The organism is Burkholderia sp. 22088 (assembly GCF_052045915.1).
In the GTDB taxonomy this organism is placed as follows: domain Bacteria; phylum Pseudomonadota; class Gammaproteobacteria; order Burkholderiales; family Burkholderiaceae; genus Burkholderia; species Burkholderia cepacia.
This window is the reverse complement of sequence record NZ_JBQEPY010000016.1, coordinates 115,254-131,637: the sequence shown is the minus strand read 5'-3', so window position 1 is coordinate 131,637 and position 16,384 is coordinate 115,254. Positions and strand designations below refer to the sequence as shown.

The window sequence follows — 16,384 nt, the reverse complement described above, 5'->3', positions numbered from 1 at the left end:
TTGATTCGGGCACCGGCGGCACGCGCGGGTGCGTCGACGTCACGGCGCCGCACCGACGCGCAGCGCCATTCCCTTGCAACGGCGGCGGATCATGATCAAGACCTTCGACTACACGCTCGGCAGCGAGACGATTGCGCTTTGTGCGAGCTTCGGCACGGGGCCGGCGTGGCGCCGCGTGCTCGTGAGCCGTGCGGATTCGATGGAGACGCTGGTGGTGCTCGACGCGCGCGGCCTGTCGGGCTTGCTGAAGGTGGCGACCGAAGCGCCGGAGGGGCTGCTCGACGACGCGATCCGCAAGGTCGGCGACGAGCAGCTCGTCGAGCGGGCGATCAGCGGCAGGGCGATCGTCGAAACCGCGCTGTGAACCCCCGGGCAGGATCAAGCTGCTGACGGCACATCCCGGCGACTTCCGGCGATCGTCGGCAACCGGCGGACATCATCGCGCGAGAAAGTCGAGAAGGACGGACGCAAGCTGTTCCGGCTGCTCTTCGGCGGGATAGTGGCCGGAGTCGCGCAGCACGATCCCGTGCACGTCGGATGCGACCTGCGCCATGGTGGCCCTCGATCCTTCGCCGTACCCGAATTCGCATCCGATGGCGAGGACAGGCATGTCGAGTTTCTTCGCGCCGAACGTCTTGTTGTCGTCGAGATCCACGAACAGGGTGCGGTAGTAGCTGAAGCTCGCACGAAGGGCGCCGGGCTGCGTGAGCGCGGTCGCGTAGACGTCGATGTCCGCTTCGGTGATGGACTCGGGATCGACGGTGCCTACCGTGTCGCGCCGGATGAAGTGACGCACGAACAGTGCTTCACGGCCGCGGACCAGCTCTTCCGAAATGTCCCCCGCCATATTGAAGCCGAAGTGCCAGCTGCCGCCCGTGGCCACGTTCATCGCCTTTTCCTGGCCGAAGCCCGGCAAGCCGCTCTCGATGAACACGAACCGCTCCGTGAGTTGCGGATACAGCGCCGCGAACGCGTAGCCCACCTGGCCGCCCATGTCGTGTCCGACGATGCAGGCCTTTTCGATCTGCAGCGCATGCAGCAACGCGGCGATGTCGCCTGCGACGGTCTTCTTGTCATAGCCTGCCGCGGGCTTGCTGGAGTGGCCGAATCCGCGCAGGTCGGGGGCGATGACCATGCAGTGAGGCGAAAGCAACGGCACGAGCTTTCGCCACGCATGCGACGTTTGCGGCCAGCCGTGCAGCAGCACGACGGCCCGGCCGGCTCCGGCCACTTTCGTGTGAATGCGCAAGCCGTTCACGCGGACGGCAAGCGACTTGACCGCAGGGCGGTCGAGACGCTCGGAACGAGGTTCGGTCGGAGTCAACGCCATGAATCAGCCTTCGAAGTGGAAAGAGTGGCCGGTGTGCGTGCCATCCGGCAAACCGCAGCGACTCGCGATGACGGAACGGCCTCCAACTTCCCTGTCGGCAGACATCCGGCCCGCGCAATGGTTGGAGGCTCGACGCGGATCAATCGGCGCGCGCGCGACGTTGCCCGATGGCGCGCCTTAGTTCGCGAACCGGTCCGTGGCCGCGATCAGCGCCTCCAGGATCCCCGGTTCGTTGTACGCATGCCCGGCGCCGGGCACGATCTCGAACGTCGCATCCGGCCAGGCCTTCGACAGCTCCCATGCGGTGCGAGCAGGCGTCGCGACGTCATAGCGGCCCTGCACGATCACGCCCGGAATGCCGGCGAGGCGATGCGCGTCACGCAGCAGCTGGCCTTCCTCGACGAAACCCTGGTTCACGAAGTAATGATTCTCGATCCGCGCGAACGCGAGTGCGTAGTGGCCGTCCGCGAAGTGCGCGGCGAGTGCGGGGTCGGGCAGCAGCGTGATCGTGCGGCCTTCCCAGATGCTCCACGCGCGCGCCGCTTCGAGCTTCGCGACTTCGTCGTTGCCGGTCAGCCGGCGATGGTAGGCGGCGATCAGGTCGCCGCGCTCCGCTTCGGGAATCGGTGCAAGGAAGGCTTCCCACAGGTCGGGGAACAGCCACGACGCGCCCTCCTGGTAGTACCACAGCACTTCCGCGCGGCGTATCGTGAAGATGCCGCGCACGACCAGCGCACTCACGCGCTCCGGGTGCGTTTCCGCATACGCGATCGACAGCGTGCTGCCCCACGAGCCGCCGAACACGAGCCACTTTTCCGCGCCGACCATCTCGCGCAGGCGCTCGATGTCGGCAACCAGATGCCACGTCGTGTTGTTCTCGAGGCTCGCATGCGGCGTCGAACGCCCGCAGCCGCGCTGGTCGAACAGCAGGATGTCGTAGCGCTCCGGATCGAACAGGCGGCGATGGTCGGCGCTGCAGCCGGCGCCGGGGCCGCCGTGCAGGAACACGGCGGGCTTGCCGGCGGGGTTGCCGCAGCGCTCCCAGTAGATGCGGTGGCCGTCGCCGGTGTCGAGATGGCCGTGGGCGTAGGGTTCGATCGGTGGGTACATGACGTTTCCTGATTGAAAGGTCGGTGGGGTGCCGGGCAACCGGTGCCGAAAGCAGTACGCCATTATGCCCAACTCGCCGAAATGGCGCGCTTCGGTTCCGGCATGCCGCACGATTGCCGTTCCTATCGATCGGCATTGAAAAATCCGTAAAAAAACGCATCGCATCGTTCACGCATTCCGATTCAATATGTCGTTGTGTTTCATGCGCGTGCCACGCATGAAATGCACTCATGACGCTGGCCATGCGTCGCGAATCAACGAGAAATCAAAATAATTCCGGGGATTGTGAATGGTTAGCGATTCTCTGACGAGGAAGGAGCGCGAGATCGTGTCGTTGATCGCGCGGGGGATGCGCTGTACGGAAATTGCCGAGGCATTGGGGGCCGCGCCGATGACGGTGCGCAAGCATCGCTCGAACATCGTGCGCAAGCTCGGGCTGACGGGCACCGCGCAACTCGTCGCGTATGCGGTCGAACACGCGCCGCCGCTCGCGGACGACCTCTCTCCTTGCGAAGATCGCCGCGCTCGGGCCGCGTGAGCGGGATGTGCTGCGCCTGATCGGTGCCGGTCTCGCGAGCAAGGAAATCGCAAGGTTGCTCGATGTCAGCCCGCGCACGGTCAGCAAGCATCGTGAAAACATCATGCACAAATTGTCCATTCACGAACTTGCCCGCCTGATGAAAATCGGCCGCGAATTGTGATTCCGGCGATTCGCTTTTCACTACGCAATCGGAGGTATTGAGCGGCATTCGCATTCGGCGCAATTTGAATGGCGGGCGGATATTGCGTTGCATTCGCCCGCGGACGGGAGAATGCGCGATATTCCGAGGGCGAATTCACCCGGTTTTCTTAATGAAAAGGAGTGAAAAATGGAAAGCGAAAATGTGATTGTCTGGAAGGACGATCGCGCCACACAGGTCGAAGTGGCGCAACTCGTCAATCGATTCGCCGGGGAGATCCTGGTCGACGTCACCGACGCGCAGCAGGTCAAGGAGTGGACGAAGCTGCTCGAACCTCGGGCCGCCGACGATCACGCGGAAGGGGACACCGCGCTGTTCACCTGGCCGTTTCGTCCCGTGCCGAACGCCGCGATCTACGGCGGCGTGGTGGTCACGACCGTCAGCACGTTCGCGCTGCTGACCGGTTTCGCGATCTGGCGGCGCTACAGCGTGGATGCGGAGCTTTCCGCAAACCGCATGCGCTTCCGCCTGCGCCCGCCGCCGCGCCCGTAACCGCCGGCCCGGCCGCCGCCCGCCGAGGGCCGGCGGCCGCATGACGTACCGCACGCGCCGGCGAGACAGCACGGCGGCGCGTGCGGAACCGAAATCACAGGAGATCAATCATGCCAGTTGACAATTCGGCGGCCGAGTCCGCCCGGAGTCTGTTGAACGGTATCGACTACAGCGCCCTGATCGGCGGCCCGTTGCAGGCCGCGATCACCGCGCAGGCGATGGCCGCGAAATCCACCTACGAGTTCATCGACAAGGTCGGCCTCACGACCGACACCGACGGCGTGAAGCAGGCCGTCAACGTCACCTTCCTGTACCAGAAGGACGGGCAGATGGTGAAGCTGATCGTGCCGCTGCTGACGATCGTGCCGGTGCCGCTGATCCTGGTCGACGAAGTGACGATCCAGTTCAAGGCGAACATCAACGCGGCGGCGTCGTCGACGTCGGAAGAGTCGAAGTCCGAAGCGATCGCGGGCGAACTCTCGGCGCAGGGCAAGATCGGCTGGGGGCCGTTCAGCCTGTCGGCGCAGATGAAGGCCAGCTATTCGAGCAAGAAGGATTCGAAGGCGACGCAGGACTCGCGCTATTCGGTCGAGTACACGCAGGACGTGTTCGTGCATGCGTCGCAGGCCGGCGTGCCGGCCGGGCTCGCGACCGTGCTCAACATCCTGTCGAGCGCCGCGACCGGCGCGAGCCGCAACGGTGACATGCAGGTCAGTCCGGCGTTGTCGACCGTGATGTCGGGCGATCCGTCACAGCAGCAGATGCTGCAGGTGCGCCTGCAGAATTCGAACGGGCTGTTCGCCGGTAATACGGAGGTCGCGTTCCAGATCGATCCCGCGCTCGCGGACAAGTTCCGGATGAGCCGCGCGCCGTTCGGTTCGACCATCCCGTTCGATGCAGCCGGCAAGGTCACGTCGTTCAAGACCGACGGCGACGGTTCGTTGTCCGTCCTGTTCTGGGCGGAAGGCGAGGTCGACGCGCAGGCGATCGACCTGACGGTGTCCGCGTCGATCCCCGCGCCGGACAGCGGCAAGGTCGATGCGAAGTCGGTTGTCGTGCCGGTGCGCGTGCTGCACCGGCTGCCGCCGCCGTCGGCGCCGTCACTCAAGAGCGCGCAGGCGACGCTCTCGATTGCCAAGGGAGACTCCGGCAAGGACGTGCTGACCGCGCTTAAGCCGGACGGCACGCCGGCAGTGGGTGTCGAGCTGAAGTTCGCGTTCGACGCCGGCGGTGCGGGGTTCGAGGTCACCGCGAACGGCGACAGCGTGAAAGCCGATCCGCCGCCGAAGACCGACGCCAACGGCAAGGTCGAGATCGATTGCAAGGCGCTCGACGACACCAGCAAGTCGGTCGTGACCGTCAGCGCGACGATCGACGGCGCGGGCGTGTCCACGAGCCTCACGCTGCAGGCCAAGCCCTGATCCGTCCGATGTGACAACCCGCCCGCGCCGGCCTGCCGGCGCGGGTTAGAGGAGAACACCGATGACCAATCTGCGGGATATCGCCGCCGCGTTCCTCGACAGTCTCGCGGGCGCGCAGCACGAAGCGAACCTGTATTCGAAGCGCCTCGCCGTGAAGTATCGCGAGGATCCGTTGCTCAAGTATTTTCCGGTGCCGAACGGCCTGCTCGACGAAGCGGACGTGACGCTGCGCTTCGCGGTGCCGCCGGGCGCCGATGGCGATGAACGGGCATCGCGGCTCGACACGGACACGCTGGCGGCCGATGCGCTGCCGTCGCAGGTCGCCGTCGCCGACCTGGCGACGGAGGCAGGCGCACTGCTGCTGCGCGATCTCGCCGGCGCGCTCGGTCGCATGCGCGGCGCGGCCGGTGGGGGCGCCGATCCGGCGCACGACCGGATCGACGCGTTGCGTTCGTCCCGCGTCGTGCGCGAGCTGGGCGGCAACCTGCACGCGTTGCTCGGCGACGCACTGACGCAGGCCATGCGCGGCACGCCGCCGACGCGCGATGCGCTGCGCGCCGGCCTGCTCGACGTGCTTCACGCATCGCTGGACGACGGCCTGGCGGACGTGTTCGACGCGCACGAGCGCGCGGATGCGGGACACGCGTCGTTCGAGGGCACAGTCGACGCGAGCTGGGACGCACTGCGCGGGCTGATCGAAGCGGCGGCCGAGCGGCAGCGCGGGATCCAGGCGGAGACCGCGCGCGTGCCGTCGCTCGCGGTGACGCTGGACCCGGCCGCGCTGCAGGGTATTCCATCCGAATTCGTGCAGACGCTGACGCTGCGCGCTAAGCTGCGCAACTACAAGTGGGTGCTCGTCGGCGAAGGCGGCCGCGAGCGCGACGAACTGGTTGTCACGGAGTGATGCCATGACCGATTCCATCAGCCCCGTCGTCGATCTGCAGTACCTGTTCGCCGCGCCGATCGAGGCCGTGATCGAGGCGGACTTCATGGCCGCGCGCCAGTTCGTCCGGTACGTCCGCGAGTTCGGCTTCGTGCGGAAGCCGTCCACCAGTTGCGAGCCGAGGGAGCTGGACGACAGCGACTTCGGCGAACTGCGGATGATCACGTTCTTCTACGAACAGGTGCTCGGCAAGGACAAGACCGAATGGCGCCGCGTGCAGGTTCCGGTGCTGTCATTGATCCCGCTGCCGCTGCTCGAAGTGAAGACCGCGACTTTCGATTTCGGCGTGCGCCTGCTGCTTGCCGAGCGCGTGAAGGCGTCGTGCGCGATCCCGCTGCTGCCCGGCGATGCGGACGATGCCGCACCGCGCCAGTATCGCTGGAGCGCCATGCTCGCACGCGGCCGGCCTGAGGCCGGCGGCCAGACGCGCGAGGACGTGTCGCCGTTTCTCGAGGCGAACATCGGCGCGAAGGTCGAGGTCGGGCAGGCCGGCATCCCCGCCGGTATCGGCAACCTGCTGGCGCTGCTGGGCATGAATACCCAGGTCGGCGGCGCGGGCACCCAGGCCACCGGTGAAGGTGGCGATCACTCCAGGAGGGAGTCATGAAGACGAGCGAGAAGATGCTGAACGACGCACCGGGTTTCATGTGCCCGGTCTGCATGCGCGGGCGGGTGAAGTTGTCGCTGGCGGATTTTCTCGGCAACAGCGAGGTCCGCTGCCCGATGTGCGGCACGCCGTTCCAGATGGACAAGACGGGTTGCGCGGAACTGGTGGATCGGCTGCAGGATCTCCAGGTCGCGCAGCAGAACGTCCGGTTGCTGGAGAAGAAAGCCGACCGGTGAACGCGCCGCCGCGATCTTGCCGCGTCCCGTTGATCGTTGCGCCGCAACAGGCGGCCGGCGCTGCGCCACCCGCCCCGGACGTCCAGCCGGGGCGGCTTGCATTGGGGGGGGCGGGATTTTTGAAGCAATTTCATTCGGATATTTTTCATACAAAATCCCGGCGGCATATCGGCGTGCCGAAGCGGGGCGGCGCCGGTCTGCTGCCCATCCACCGTGCCGACGGAAACCAGCCGATGAACCATCGCGTCACGCAGTTGACCGGATTGCGCGCCGTCGCGGTGGCGATGGTCGTGGTCGGACACGCCGAGCACGTGCTGCCCGGCGGCTACACGGGCTGGTACGCGCCGTTGCGGCTGATCGCCGACGGCCGGCTCGGTGTGCTGATCTTCTTCGTCCTCAGCGGCTTCCTGATCACCAACGTGTTGCGCGCCGAATTCGCGCGCACGGGCGGCATCGCGCTGACGTCGTTCTACGTGCGTCGCGCGCTGCGGATCTGGCCGGCCTGCTACGTCTATCTCGCGGCGGTCGCGATCGTGGCCTTTGCCGGCTGGTTCGACGTCGACCGCCGGCAGTGGCTGTATGCGGCGCTGCACCTGTGGAACTACTCGGCGTGGTTCGGGCTGACCGGCGACAACACGTTGCATCCCGACGGTGCGTGGTATCTCGGCCATTTCTGGTCGCTCGCGCTCGAGGAACAGTTCTACTGGTTCTGGCCGCTGCTGTTCGTGTACGGCATGCGCCGCGGCGGAACGCGCTGGCTGGCCGCGCTGATCCTGGTCGTGCCGCTCGTGCGCGCCGTCACGTACTTCGTGGCGCCCGCGCTGCGCGGGCAGCTCGGGATGATGCTTCACACGGGCGTCGATCCGATCCTGATCGGTTGTTATGCGTCGCTCAACCGCGAACGGCTCGAAGCGTGGATTCGCTCGTGGCGCGGCGGGACGCGCATCGTGACGGCGATCATCGTGGTCGTGCTGATCGGCGGCCCGCTCGCCGAACACCGGTTCGGTGGCTTCTGGAACGCGACGTACGGCGTGACGCTCGAGGCGGCGCTGATCGCGATCGTGATCGTCGTGCTGAATTTCCGCAGCGAATTCTGGTGTGCGCGATGGTTGCGTGCGCAGCCTGTCGTGTTCGTCGGCACGATCTCGTTCAGCCTCTATCTGTGGCAGCAGCCGTTCGCGAATCCGGATCTGCCGGTTGCGCATGCGTTTCCGCTTGGGATCGTGTGGGCGCTGATGGCGGCGACGGCCAGTTATTTCCTTGTCGAGAAACCGTTCCTGCGGCTGAAGGATCGGTATACGGCGCGCGAGATGCGGCGGGGGCGGGAGGAAGCGCGGCTCAGGCCGGCGTCGGGCGAGGCGATCGGGGCGAAGGTGGTGGAGTAGGCGGGCGAGGTGGCCCGCTGTCGTTTTACTTGAAGCGCTTCATCGCGGCCGGCGAATACCAGAAGTTCCGGAACATATCGATCCCGTAGGTCTTGCCGTCGTAGTGGACGGTCGTCCGTGCGGTGCGCTTGCCCGTATCCGAGTATTCGCGGTCCTTGCGCTGCGACTTGGTGATGTGTGCGGTGATCGACAGGTCTGCGAAGCCGTGGCTCGAAGTTTTCTCGACGGCGATCGTCATACGGGCATCTTCGCTGGTCGCGTCGCCGACGCCGGGGCCGCAGGCTTCACCTTCGACGCTGACCCATCCGGAGAGATTGGTGCCGAACACCGGACGGATGCGGTTGCCTTCGCGCACCCAAAGCGTCAACTCGTTGCTGGCGTCTGCATCGGGGCAACTCGCCCCGCGAGCGCTGCTCGTGAATACGACGCCGAACGCGCGCACGTCAGGCGACAGCCGGTAGGGTGCCGTGTCGATGCGATAGCTGTTCTCGCCGACCTCCGTCGCGGCATCTTCTTCGATTTGCGATTTTTCGGCCGCAACAACCTTGCCGCCTTCAACGAGCGCGACGACCTGCAACTTGCTGCTTTCGTCCGGGTTCCTGCTCTTCGGCAGCGAATCGAACGCGACGGCCGCGATCGTCGTTCCGGGCGCATTCGGCATGACCTTGCAGGCCGCCGCGACGACGAGTCGATTCGTGTCGCGCGCGGCGATGCGTGCGCTCGCGATGCCGGCCCAGCGGGCGACGGCAGTCACGGTGTCGTCGTCGCAAGGCTGGCTGTCGGCGGCGTGAACGATGGGGGAGGCGGCGAGCGCCAGCAACGGGGCGAAATGGAGGATTCTCACGGTCATGATGGAAAGAGGTTCTTCATGGGTGTCGTGGATGTCGCTTACCGACGGCGGATTCAACCCGTCGATGCAACGAATTGATGAACTCGCTCTGCCGGTGTATCGAAGTCTAGCGTCCCGCGGACGGCTCGTTGAGCCGCCTGGCTACAGCGTTGAGCTTCGCCTGCGAACAGGCCAAATAACCGTTGGCCTTGAGTGCGTGCTGCAGCTCGGCCAAGCGTGCCTGATATGCGGAACGATCGATATGCCACTGTTGTATCTCGCAGAGACTGAAATTGGGATCAATCGTCGCCCAGATTTCAAACACAAGGCAGAACTTCCCGTCATCGCGGATGGCCATTTTGCCGACGATCCCGACTTTCCTGGAACGAGAGACTAAAACCATGCGGTTCGTCTCCGGTTCGCAGCGGACAAGATCCCACTGGCGTTCAATGGTGTCGATCGAGATCATGCCAACACCCCGCTCCACGGTAGGCAGAGTATTGCCTTCAAATATGCGCCTGGCTTCCATGGTTTGAGGCGACCGAAAAAACCCGCCGAATGCGAGCCGCCTGGCGGCCGTGCTCGAAGACATCGGCGTATTCGAACCAGCGCCATTGACGGACGAACACTGGACCCTCAGAAATAGCCCCCCGCATCGGTATGAGAGCGGTGATTCGGACGTTTGACCGACGCCGCTCTTACGGCAAGACGAAGTGGCCTGTGTTGCTGCGCAAGCTGGACCGCATCGCCCGTTCTTGCCGCCGCTGGAAAAACGAAAGTCCGGCGCGAAGCCGGGGTGACCGACTCGCGCCGATGCAATCGCAATCAGGCCGACGATGCCGCCGACGCGTTGCTGTCCGCGCGGCGACGGTACAGCCCGAGCGTCGCGCACAAGCCGCAGAGCGCGGCGAAGCTCAGCCAGTAGCCGGGTGCGGCCTTGTCGTGCAGAACCTGAATCAGATACGTCGATACCGCCGGCGTAAAGCCGCCGAACAGCGCCGTCGCGAGACTGAACGCCAGCGAGAAACCCGCGACGCGCACTTCGACCGGCATCACTTCGGTGAGCGCGGCGACCATCGCGCCGTTATACATGCCGAAGAAGAACGAGAACCACAGCAGCACGATCAGCATGCGCGCAAAGCTCGGCGCATCGGCAAGCCAGGACAGCGCCGGATAAGCCGTGAAGATCGCCAGTACGGAAATGGCGAGCAGCAACGGCTTGCGGCCGATGCGGTCGGAGATCGTGCCGCCGATCGGAAGCCAGATGAAATTCGATGCAGCCACAAGCAGCGTCACGATCAAGCTGTCCGAGGTGGACAGCTTCAGTACCGACTTGCCGAAGGTCGGTGTATAGACCGTGATGAGATAGAAGGTGGTGGTGGTCATGGCCGTCAGCAGCATGCCGCCGATCACGGTGCGCCAGTTGCCGAGCAGCATCGCAAAAATTTCGCGTGCCTGCGGATGATGCCGCCGCGCTTCGAACGCTGCGGTCTCCTGCAGCGAGCGACGCAACACGAACAGGAACGGCACGATCGCACAGCCGATAAAGAACGGCACGCGCCAGCCCCATGCGGCGATCTGCCGTGCGGACAACCACTCGTTCAGACTGTAACCGATGGCCGCCGCCACGACGATGGCCACCTGCTGGCTCGCCGACTGCCAACTCGTGTAGAAACCTTTGTTGCCGGGCGTTGCCATTTCCGCAAGATAGACGGATACGCCGCCGAGTTCGGCTCCTGCGGAAAAACCCTGCAACAGACGCCCGAGCAGCACGAGCGCCGGCGCGAGCAGGCCGATGGTCGCGTACCCGGGCACACAGGCAATCAGAATGGTGCCGCTCGCCATGATCGACAGCGTAACGATCAGCCCGGTGCGCCGTCCGACCTTGTCGATATACGCGCCGAGAAAGATCGCACCGAGCGGACGCATCAGAAAGCCCGCGCCGAACACGGCGAAGGTGAGCATCAGCGACGCGAACTCGCTGGTAGACGGAAAGAAGATCTTCGAGATCGATGTCGCGTAGAAACCGAACAGAAAGAAATCGAACTGTTCGATGAAATTGCCGCTTGTCACACGCAACACGGCGGCGGCCCTTGTCGTGCGCGAAACGCCGGGCGTAGCGGCGATCGGTTCGGTACGGTTCATTGCGTCTCCTGCTTCTTGTCTATAGTGATGGGCGCGCAACGCGCACCCGGGTAACTGGCTAATCCGAACCGAGGCTCAGTGTGTTGCGTTGACGCTTCTCGATCGACGATTTGAGCAGCGCCGCCGATCGGAAGATGCCGTGCGCGAACTTGCCGTAAGGCAGCGTGGCGAACAGCGCCATCACGATGCCGAGATGAATGGCGAGCAGCGACGGCATCGCCGAGGTCGTGCGGAGTGCGAGCAGCGCGAGACCGGATGTGCTCGTCAGAAGCAGGAGCGCGATGAAGCCGCGGTCCATCGGACGCTGACGGGCATCGCCGCGCTCCGGAACGCGTTTCAGGTTCAGCCACAGCAGTCCCGCCGGCCCCGCAATCAGTCCGATGCCGCCTGCGGTTCCCAGCAGCACCGGCACGCTCAGAAACGAATACGGCGCTTCCAGACCGAAGGCGTAGTGATAGAGCGTCGCGACGGCGGTCGCTGCAAAGCACAGAATGAAGCCGTAGAACGTCAGGTGATGGAAACGGCGCCGCGCCAGCGTGAACGTATCGTTCTCTTCGTTGCAGCCGTCGCCGTGGCCGCCGTCCAGGTACTTGAGCGTCAGCGCGTTCCTGGCCGCTTCCGCGACGGCCGGCGCGCTCGCCGTTCCTGCCGACACGTCGCGCCAGAAGCGCGTGACGCCCATACCGAGCGCGAGAATGGCGAACAGGAAAACGATGCCGAACATCGCCGCGAGCAGGTTGTGCGGGAAGATCGCGTAGAAGTTCGCGGGCGCGACATCGCCGGACAAGCCGCCGTGCAATGCCGTACCGAGCAGCAGAAACAGCGCGAGTCCGGCCGCCAGCGCGACCGACACAGTCAAGCCGTTGCGCTTGTACAGCGCGCCGAACGACGCGGGAAACGCGTACTCGGTGTAGGTTTCGAGCCGGACTTCTGCCATCGCTTTCGGCACGTTCACGCCGAACTCGTGCGGCGGCGCGTATTGGCACGCGTGATAGCACGCTCCGCAGTTGTGGCAGAGATTCGCCAGATAGTTGACGTCCGACTTGCCGAATTCCAGGCGGCGCGTCATGGCAGGGAACACGGCGCAGAAGCCCTCGCAGTAGCGGCAGGCGTTGCAGATCTGCATCTGCCGAGCGACTTCGGTTTCGCTGGCGCTCATCGGCACAATGGGAATCACGCGCGCCATGCTGTCGCGTGGCGTTTTTTTCGTATCGACCGAAAAGGCCGTGCGCGTGTGTTCGGACGCGAGCGGTTCAGACTGCTGCACGGGTTGCCTCCGTTGTTTTGAATGCGGCGCGCGCGGCCTGCGTCCCGGCAATGCGCCCAAAGGCCGTACCGATCGACATGCCGACGCCCGCTGTATAGCCCTTGCCGAGAACGTTGCCGGCCATCATTTCGCCGGCCACGAACAGGTTCTCACTGGCGGTGCCGCCGAAGTGAACCTGCGCGCGGTCGTTGGTCTTCAGTCCGAGATACGTGAACGTGATGCCTGGCCGCAACGCATAACCGTAGAACGGCGGCGTCTCGATGCGACGCGCCCAATGCGTCTTGGGCGGCTCGAGCCCTTCGGTGTGGCAGTCGTCGAGTGCGGTGTGATCGAAGGTGCCGTCGCGGCACGAATCGTTGTAGTGCGTGAGCGTTTCCATGAAGCGTGCTTCCGGCAGCCCGAGCTTGCGCGCGAGTTCCGGCAGCGTGTCGGCCTTTTCGCCCGGAAACACCGGCGGCATGAAGCGGCCGATTGCTTTCGAGTCGATGATCGAATAGCCGATCTGCCCCGGCTGATGCGCAACGAGCCGTCCCCAGATTGCATAGCGCTTCGGCCAGAAATCCTCGCCTTCGTCGTAGAAGCGTTCGGCGTCACGATTCACCACGACGCCCAGCGACACGCAGTCGATGCGCGTGCAGATGCCGCCGTCATACAGTGGGGCGCGTGCATCGATGGCGACGCAATGCGACTGCGACGGGTCGCCGATCATGTCGGCACCGACGTCGGCCATATGCTTGATGAGCACGCCTTGGTTGAAGCGCGTGCCGCGAATCAGGAAGTTGTCGGCGGGCCATTCGCCGCGCTCGTTTTGCCCCCACGCTTCGCGCAGCCATTCGCGATTTGATTCAAAGCCGCCTGCCGCCAGCACGCAGGCGCGCGCCTCGAAGCGCTGGCGGCCGCTGCGCGCTGCGATGAAGCGGCTGCCGTCGAGTTCAAGCGAATCGACGGGCGTTTCATAGCGGATATCGACGCCGAGTGCTTCGGCGCTGCGGTAATACGCGTTGACGAGCGCCTTGCCGCCGCCCATGAAGAACGCATTGGTGCGTGCCACGTGCAGCGCACCGGACAGCGGCGGCTGGAAGCGCACGCCGTGTTTCCGCATCCACGGCCGGCACGACGACGACGCGCGGATCGTCAGCCGCGCGAGATGCTCGTTCGTGATGCCGCCGGTGACCTTCAACAGGTCCTGCCAGAATTCCTCTTCCGGATAGGCCTCGACGAGAACGTCCTGGGGCGCATCGTGCATGCAGCGCAGATTGCGCGTGTGTTGCGAGTTGCCGCCGCGCCATTCGCGCGGCGCGGATTCGAGAAGCAGGACCGAGGCGCCCGCTTCGCGCGCCATCAATGCGGCACACAGCGCGGCATTGCCTCCTCCGATTACGAGCACATCGACCATCAGACTTGCCTCCTTTTGGGCAAATCGTAAAGGCCTCGTGTCCGCGCCGCTACCAGCCAGCCGTCAACGGGTGTTCACTTTTTGTGAAGGCTGAGGTTCCCGCAGCCGTGCGCCGGGCCAGCGGCCTTCCCGCACCAGTTGACGAGCGACATCGGCCAGCACCACGCGCGCGGCGAGACCGGCGGGAGACAGTTCGTCATCGGAGATGCTGGCGAGCATGTTGGGCCGCGTGGCGTATTTCTCGGCGACGGGCACGCTCGTCAGTATCACGTTTTCGGGCCTTGCGAGCGCCGCGCCCGGCTGTATCGTCGCGCCGATGCCGGCGCGGACGAAGTCCATCAGGAGCGCGAGGCCGTCGACTTCGGCGACGATGTTCGGCTCGTACTCGGCGCGCCTGAATGCGGACAACAGCAGCGAACGCAGCCCGTGTGTGCCGCTGGGGAGAATCAGCGGAAGCCTGCCGAGATTTTTCAGCCGGACGGATGCGCTCGTCGGCATGCCATCGAGATCGCCCGCGCCGATCAGGAACAGCCGCTCGTCCAGCAGCGGCATCACGCTCCAGCGTTGCGCGGACTCCTCGCGGAACAGCACGGCAAGATCGATCTGACGCGCGCTCAACATGGACGCCAGATAGCCGGAGAGACTTTCGACCATGTGCAGCCGTACGTCGGGATAGCGCGCGCGCATGGCCTGCATGAATGCGACCCCCATCACGCTCGCTGTGCTCGGCGCCATGCCGACGCTGACATGGCCCGACAGGCGGGCCGAGCGTGCAGCAAGCGCGGCGTCGTCGATATGACGCAGCGCGAGTTGCGCTTGACGCCAGAACGCCAAACCTGCGTCGGTCGGGACGACGCCCGACGAGGTGCGTTGCAGCAGACGCGTGGACAGTTCGCCTTCGAGACGGCTGATCTGCTGACTCAATGCCGAGGTCACCACGCCGAGTTCCAGCGCTGCCTTGCCCATGCTTCCATGTTCCACGACGCTGAGGAAATAGCGTAGTTGTCTGAGTTCCATTCCGCGGTCGGTCAGGAGGATCAAGCGGGTATTTTGACAGAACGTCGGCGGACAATCCTCTGCTTCGAGGTCGGGTTTTTACCGCGCGTGCGCCTTTGAAGCAGTCGCTCAGCTCAAGCAACAGGTCCCACAAACACATGGCGGGATTTCATGGAACGTAGCCAACACGAGCCAGGTTGAGCATCCATCCTGGCTCAAGTGCTCGAATTGCAGACTGCGAGTTTTCAAGACCTCCATACCTGAATCTAACTCCTCGTAGCCTTGCCAAAAGATATATCCGCGGCATAGGCGCCACAACGCGTCCTCTGTAGCGTCTGCGACCGGTGTGAAAACAGACTCTCGAATGACCTTCCAACGATTTGGTCAAACGACTGCTCCCGGCGGAAAACTGCCCGATATGCCCGGCCGAGTAGCTGCCCGGGTGCTGGCATACGAATCGCGACCTGAACGACCGAAGTCGACACCTGGCGGCTCACTTAGGTTGCGGTCGCTGGTTTGCCGCAAACGGGACAAACGATACGTTTGGCGTAGCTGACGAGCGTGAGTCCGCAGCAAGTTCCCTCCTGGCTCGGCCCGTGCCCCTCGTCGACAAATTCCCCGGGATATTGAGGCCGCGCGAGCACAAGAAGCGCCCAGGGCGAGGGCGTCGCGGACGCCTCATTGAATCGGTGAACCTCCGCGAGCACGAGTTTGGCCGACTGCCATTCCGGACGTCCCACTTGGGCTTCGCGTGCCTCCAACGCCAACGGCAATCACTTCGACCAGCTGCCGCTCCGGCAGCGAGGTCAGGGCATCCACAAGTTCTCGATTTTGCAAAAAACTCATCGAATTAACGATCCTGTCCAATCAACGAGGTGGTGACGGCAGATGCATCGCTTTCGGGGCGTTGCGGACGGCGCTTTTTTGTTCGTTAAGCGAAACCCTCTCTCTAATATCCGCCGACCTGGTGATGCCGTCTTCATCTGGCGCTGCGCTAATCATGGCTCAATTGCTTGAGCCACGCGTTCAATTCACGCGTACGATCACGTGTTCTGTCGATTTCGCAAGTCAGTAGATCAAGATTGCGATCCGCGCCTGCCTCGTTTATCAGATACCAAGCGGTACACTCTTTATCGAGAAAGCGGACCCATTGACGCTGAGCCTCGACGAATTTCGTCTTGAGTGCCGGATAGTTGACGTACTCGTCACGCGGCCGAGACATCGACTTCAAAACCTTTTGGTAAGTGCGGTTCAACTCGTCATCCGCTTGCTGAAATTCGTCTTGACTACGCTGCAGCAAGCACTCGGGCGCCACGCTGTCAGGTGCGCAACTCTGTGCCTGTGCAGAGGTGAACCACGAAAATGTCAGCGCCATGGCGACCCCGAGCGCTGCGCAACGACGGCCGGATGCCGATGCGTGGATATGCATTCTTGCTCCCACTGCTGTTTTTTCATTCATGTGGCGATCGGAGTAATTCTGGCGTCGA

18 protein-coding genes are annotated in these 16,384 nt (G+C 64.3%); 9 read left to right on the top strand and 9 right to left on the bottom strand.

The genetic code is table 11. The features are described 5' to 3' along the window. Nucleotides 1-91: 91 nt before the first annotated feature. Entirely contained in the window at nt 92-364 is a 273-nt protein-coding gene (locus ACTJLD_RS28345; protein ID WP_440660109.1) for a hypothetical protein, read from the top strand. A 72-nt stretch (nt 365-436) separates the two neighbouring features. Here ACTJLD_RS28345 and ACTJLD_RS28340 read toward each other — a convergent pair whose 3' ends face one another. Together ACTJLD_RS28340 and pip are read right to left on the bottom strand one after the other, a co-directional pair. Then, on the bottom strand, nt 437-1,207 hold the full coding sequence (locus tag ACTJLD_RS28340) for an alpha/beta fold hydrolase (protein WP_196486083.1): 771 nt from the start codon (nt 1,205-1,207) through the stop codon (nt 437-439). 300 nt (nt 1,208-1,507) lie between these two features. Beyond that, the gene (gene pip / locus ACTJLD_RS28335; protein ID WP_440660107.1) at nt 1,508-2,440 is read right to left on the bottom strand and encodes a prolyl aminopeptidase; all 933 of its coding nucleotides are present in this window, start codon (nt 2,438-2,440) and stop codon (nt 1,508-1,510) included. A gap of 289 nt (nt 2,441-2,729) precedes the next feature. On the opposite strand from pip, the gene ACTJLD_RS28330 reads away from it, so the two are divergent. From ACTJLD_RS28330 to ACTJLD_RS28295, 8 genes are all read left to right on the top strand, one after another. Further along, nucleotides 2,730-2,978: a response regulator transcription factor gene (locus tag ACTJLD_RS28330; protein WP_059696484.1), complete on the top strand. Its 249-nt coding sequence runs from the start codon at nt 2,730-2,732 to the stop codon at nt 2,976-2,978. Between the two features lie 7 nt (nt 2,979-2,985). Beyond that, a complete protein-coding gene (locus ACTJLD_RS28325) occupies nt 2,986-3,141 on the top strand; it encodes a LuxR C-terminal-related transcriptional regulator (protein WP_230942755.1) in 156 nt (51 codons plus the stop codon). A gap of 168 nt (nt 3,142-3,309) precedes the next feature. Then, nucleotides 3,310-3,672, top strand: a complete 363-nt coding sequence (locus ACTJLD_RS28320; protein ID WP_059696483.1) for a hypothetical protein — start codon at nt 3,310-3,312, stop codon at nt 3,670-3,672. 110 nt (nt 3,673-3,782) lie between these two features. Beyond that, complete coding sequence (locus ACTJLD_RS28315) at nt 3,783-5,093, top strand: DUF2589 domain-containing protein (protein WP_081073670.1); 1,311 nt, start codon at nt 3,783-3,785, stop codon at nt 5,091-5,093. A 61-nt stretch (nt 5,094-5,154) separates the two neighbouring features. Next, entirely contained in the window at nt 5,155-5,997 is an 843-nt protein-coding gene (locus ACTJLD_RS28310) for a hypothetical protein (RefSeq protein ID WP_440660103.1), read from the top strand. A 4-nt stretch (nt 5,998-6,001) separates the two neighbouring features. Beyond that, complete coding sequence (locus ACTJLD_RS28305) at nt 6,002-6,643, top strand: DUF2589 domain-containing protein (RefSeq protein WP_060194712.1); 642 nt, start codon at nt 6,002-6,004, stop codon at nt 6,641-6,643. After that, nucleotides 6,640-6,879: a hypothetical protein gene (locus ACTJLD_RS28300; protein WP_059696476.1), complete on the top strand. Its 240-nt coding sequence runs from the start codon at nt 6,640-6,642 to the stop codon at nt 6,877-6,879. Before ACTJLD_RS28305 ends, ACTJLD_RS28300 begins: the two co-directional genes overlap by 4 nt. Before the next feature lie 233 nt (nt 6,880-7,112). Then, complete coding sequence (locus ACTJLD_RS28295) at nt 7,113-8,264, top strand: acyltransferase family protein (RefSeq protein WP_027791315.1); 1,152 nt, start codon at nt 7,113-7,115, stop codon at nt 8,262-8,264. A 25-nt stretch (nt 8,265-8,289) separates the two neighbouring features. On the opposite strand, the gene ACTJLD_RS28290 is transcribed toward ACTJLD_RS28295, so the two are convergent. The 7 genes from ACTJLD_RS28290 to ACTJLD_RS28260 form a co-directional block, all read right to left on the bottom strand. Further along, the gene (locus ACTJLD_RS28290; protein WP_134257695.1) at nt 8,290-9,108 is read right to left on the bottom strand and encodes a multidrug ABC transporter ATPase; all 819 of its coding nucleotides are present in this window, start codon (nt 9,106-9,108) and stop codon (nt 8,290-8,292) included. 112 nt (nt 9,109-9,220) lie between these two features. Beyond that, the gene (locus tag ACTJLD_RS28285; protein ID WP_440660102.1) at nt 9,221-9,562 is read right to left on the bottom strand and encodes a hypothetical protein; all 342 of its coding nucleotides are present in this window, start codon (nt 9,560-9,562) and stop codon (nt 9,221-9,223) included. A 356-nt stretch (nt 9,563-9,918) separates the two neighbouring features. After that, entirely contained in the window at nt 9,919-11,238 is a 1,320-nt protein-coding gene (locus ACTJLD_RS28280; protein WP_440660192.1) for an MFS transporter, read from the bottom strand. Between the two features lie 58 nt (nt 11,239-11,296). After that, nucleotides 11,297-12,505: a tricarballylate utilization 4Fe-4S protein TcuB gene (tcuB, locus tag ACTJLD_RS28275; protein WP_319000796.1), complete on the bottom strand. Its 1,209-nt coding sequence runs from the start codon at nt 12,503-12,505 to the stop codon at nt 11,297-11,299. Further along, a complete protein-coding gene (gene tcuA / locus ACTJLD_RS28270; protein WP_440660100.1) occupies nt 12,492-13,901 on the bottom strand; it encodes an FAD-dependent tricarballylate dehydrogenase TcuA in 1,410 nt (469 codons plus the stop codon). The genes tcuB and tcuA overlap by 14 nt, the downstream gene beginning before the upstream one ends. Before the next feature lie 63 nt (nt 13,902-13,964). After that, a complete protein-coding gene (locus tag ACTJLD_RS28265; RefSeq protein WP_059485101.1) occupies nt 13,965-14,918 on the bottom strand; it encodes a LysR family transcriptional regulator in 954 nt (317 codons plus the stop codon). Nucleotides 14,919-15,891: 973 nt separating this feature from the next. Further along, on the bottom strand, nt 15,892-16,356 hold the full coding sequence (locus ACTJLD_RS28260) for a lysozyme inhibitor LprI family protein (protein WP_240439998.1): 465 nt from the start codon (nt 16,354-16,356) through the stop codon (nt 15,892-15,894). Nucleotides 16,357-16,384: the final 28 nt, after the last annotated feature.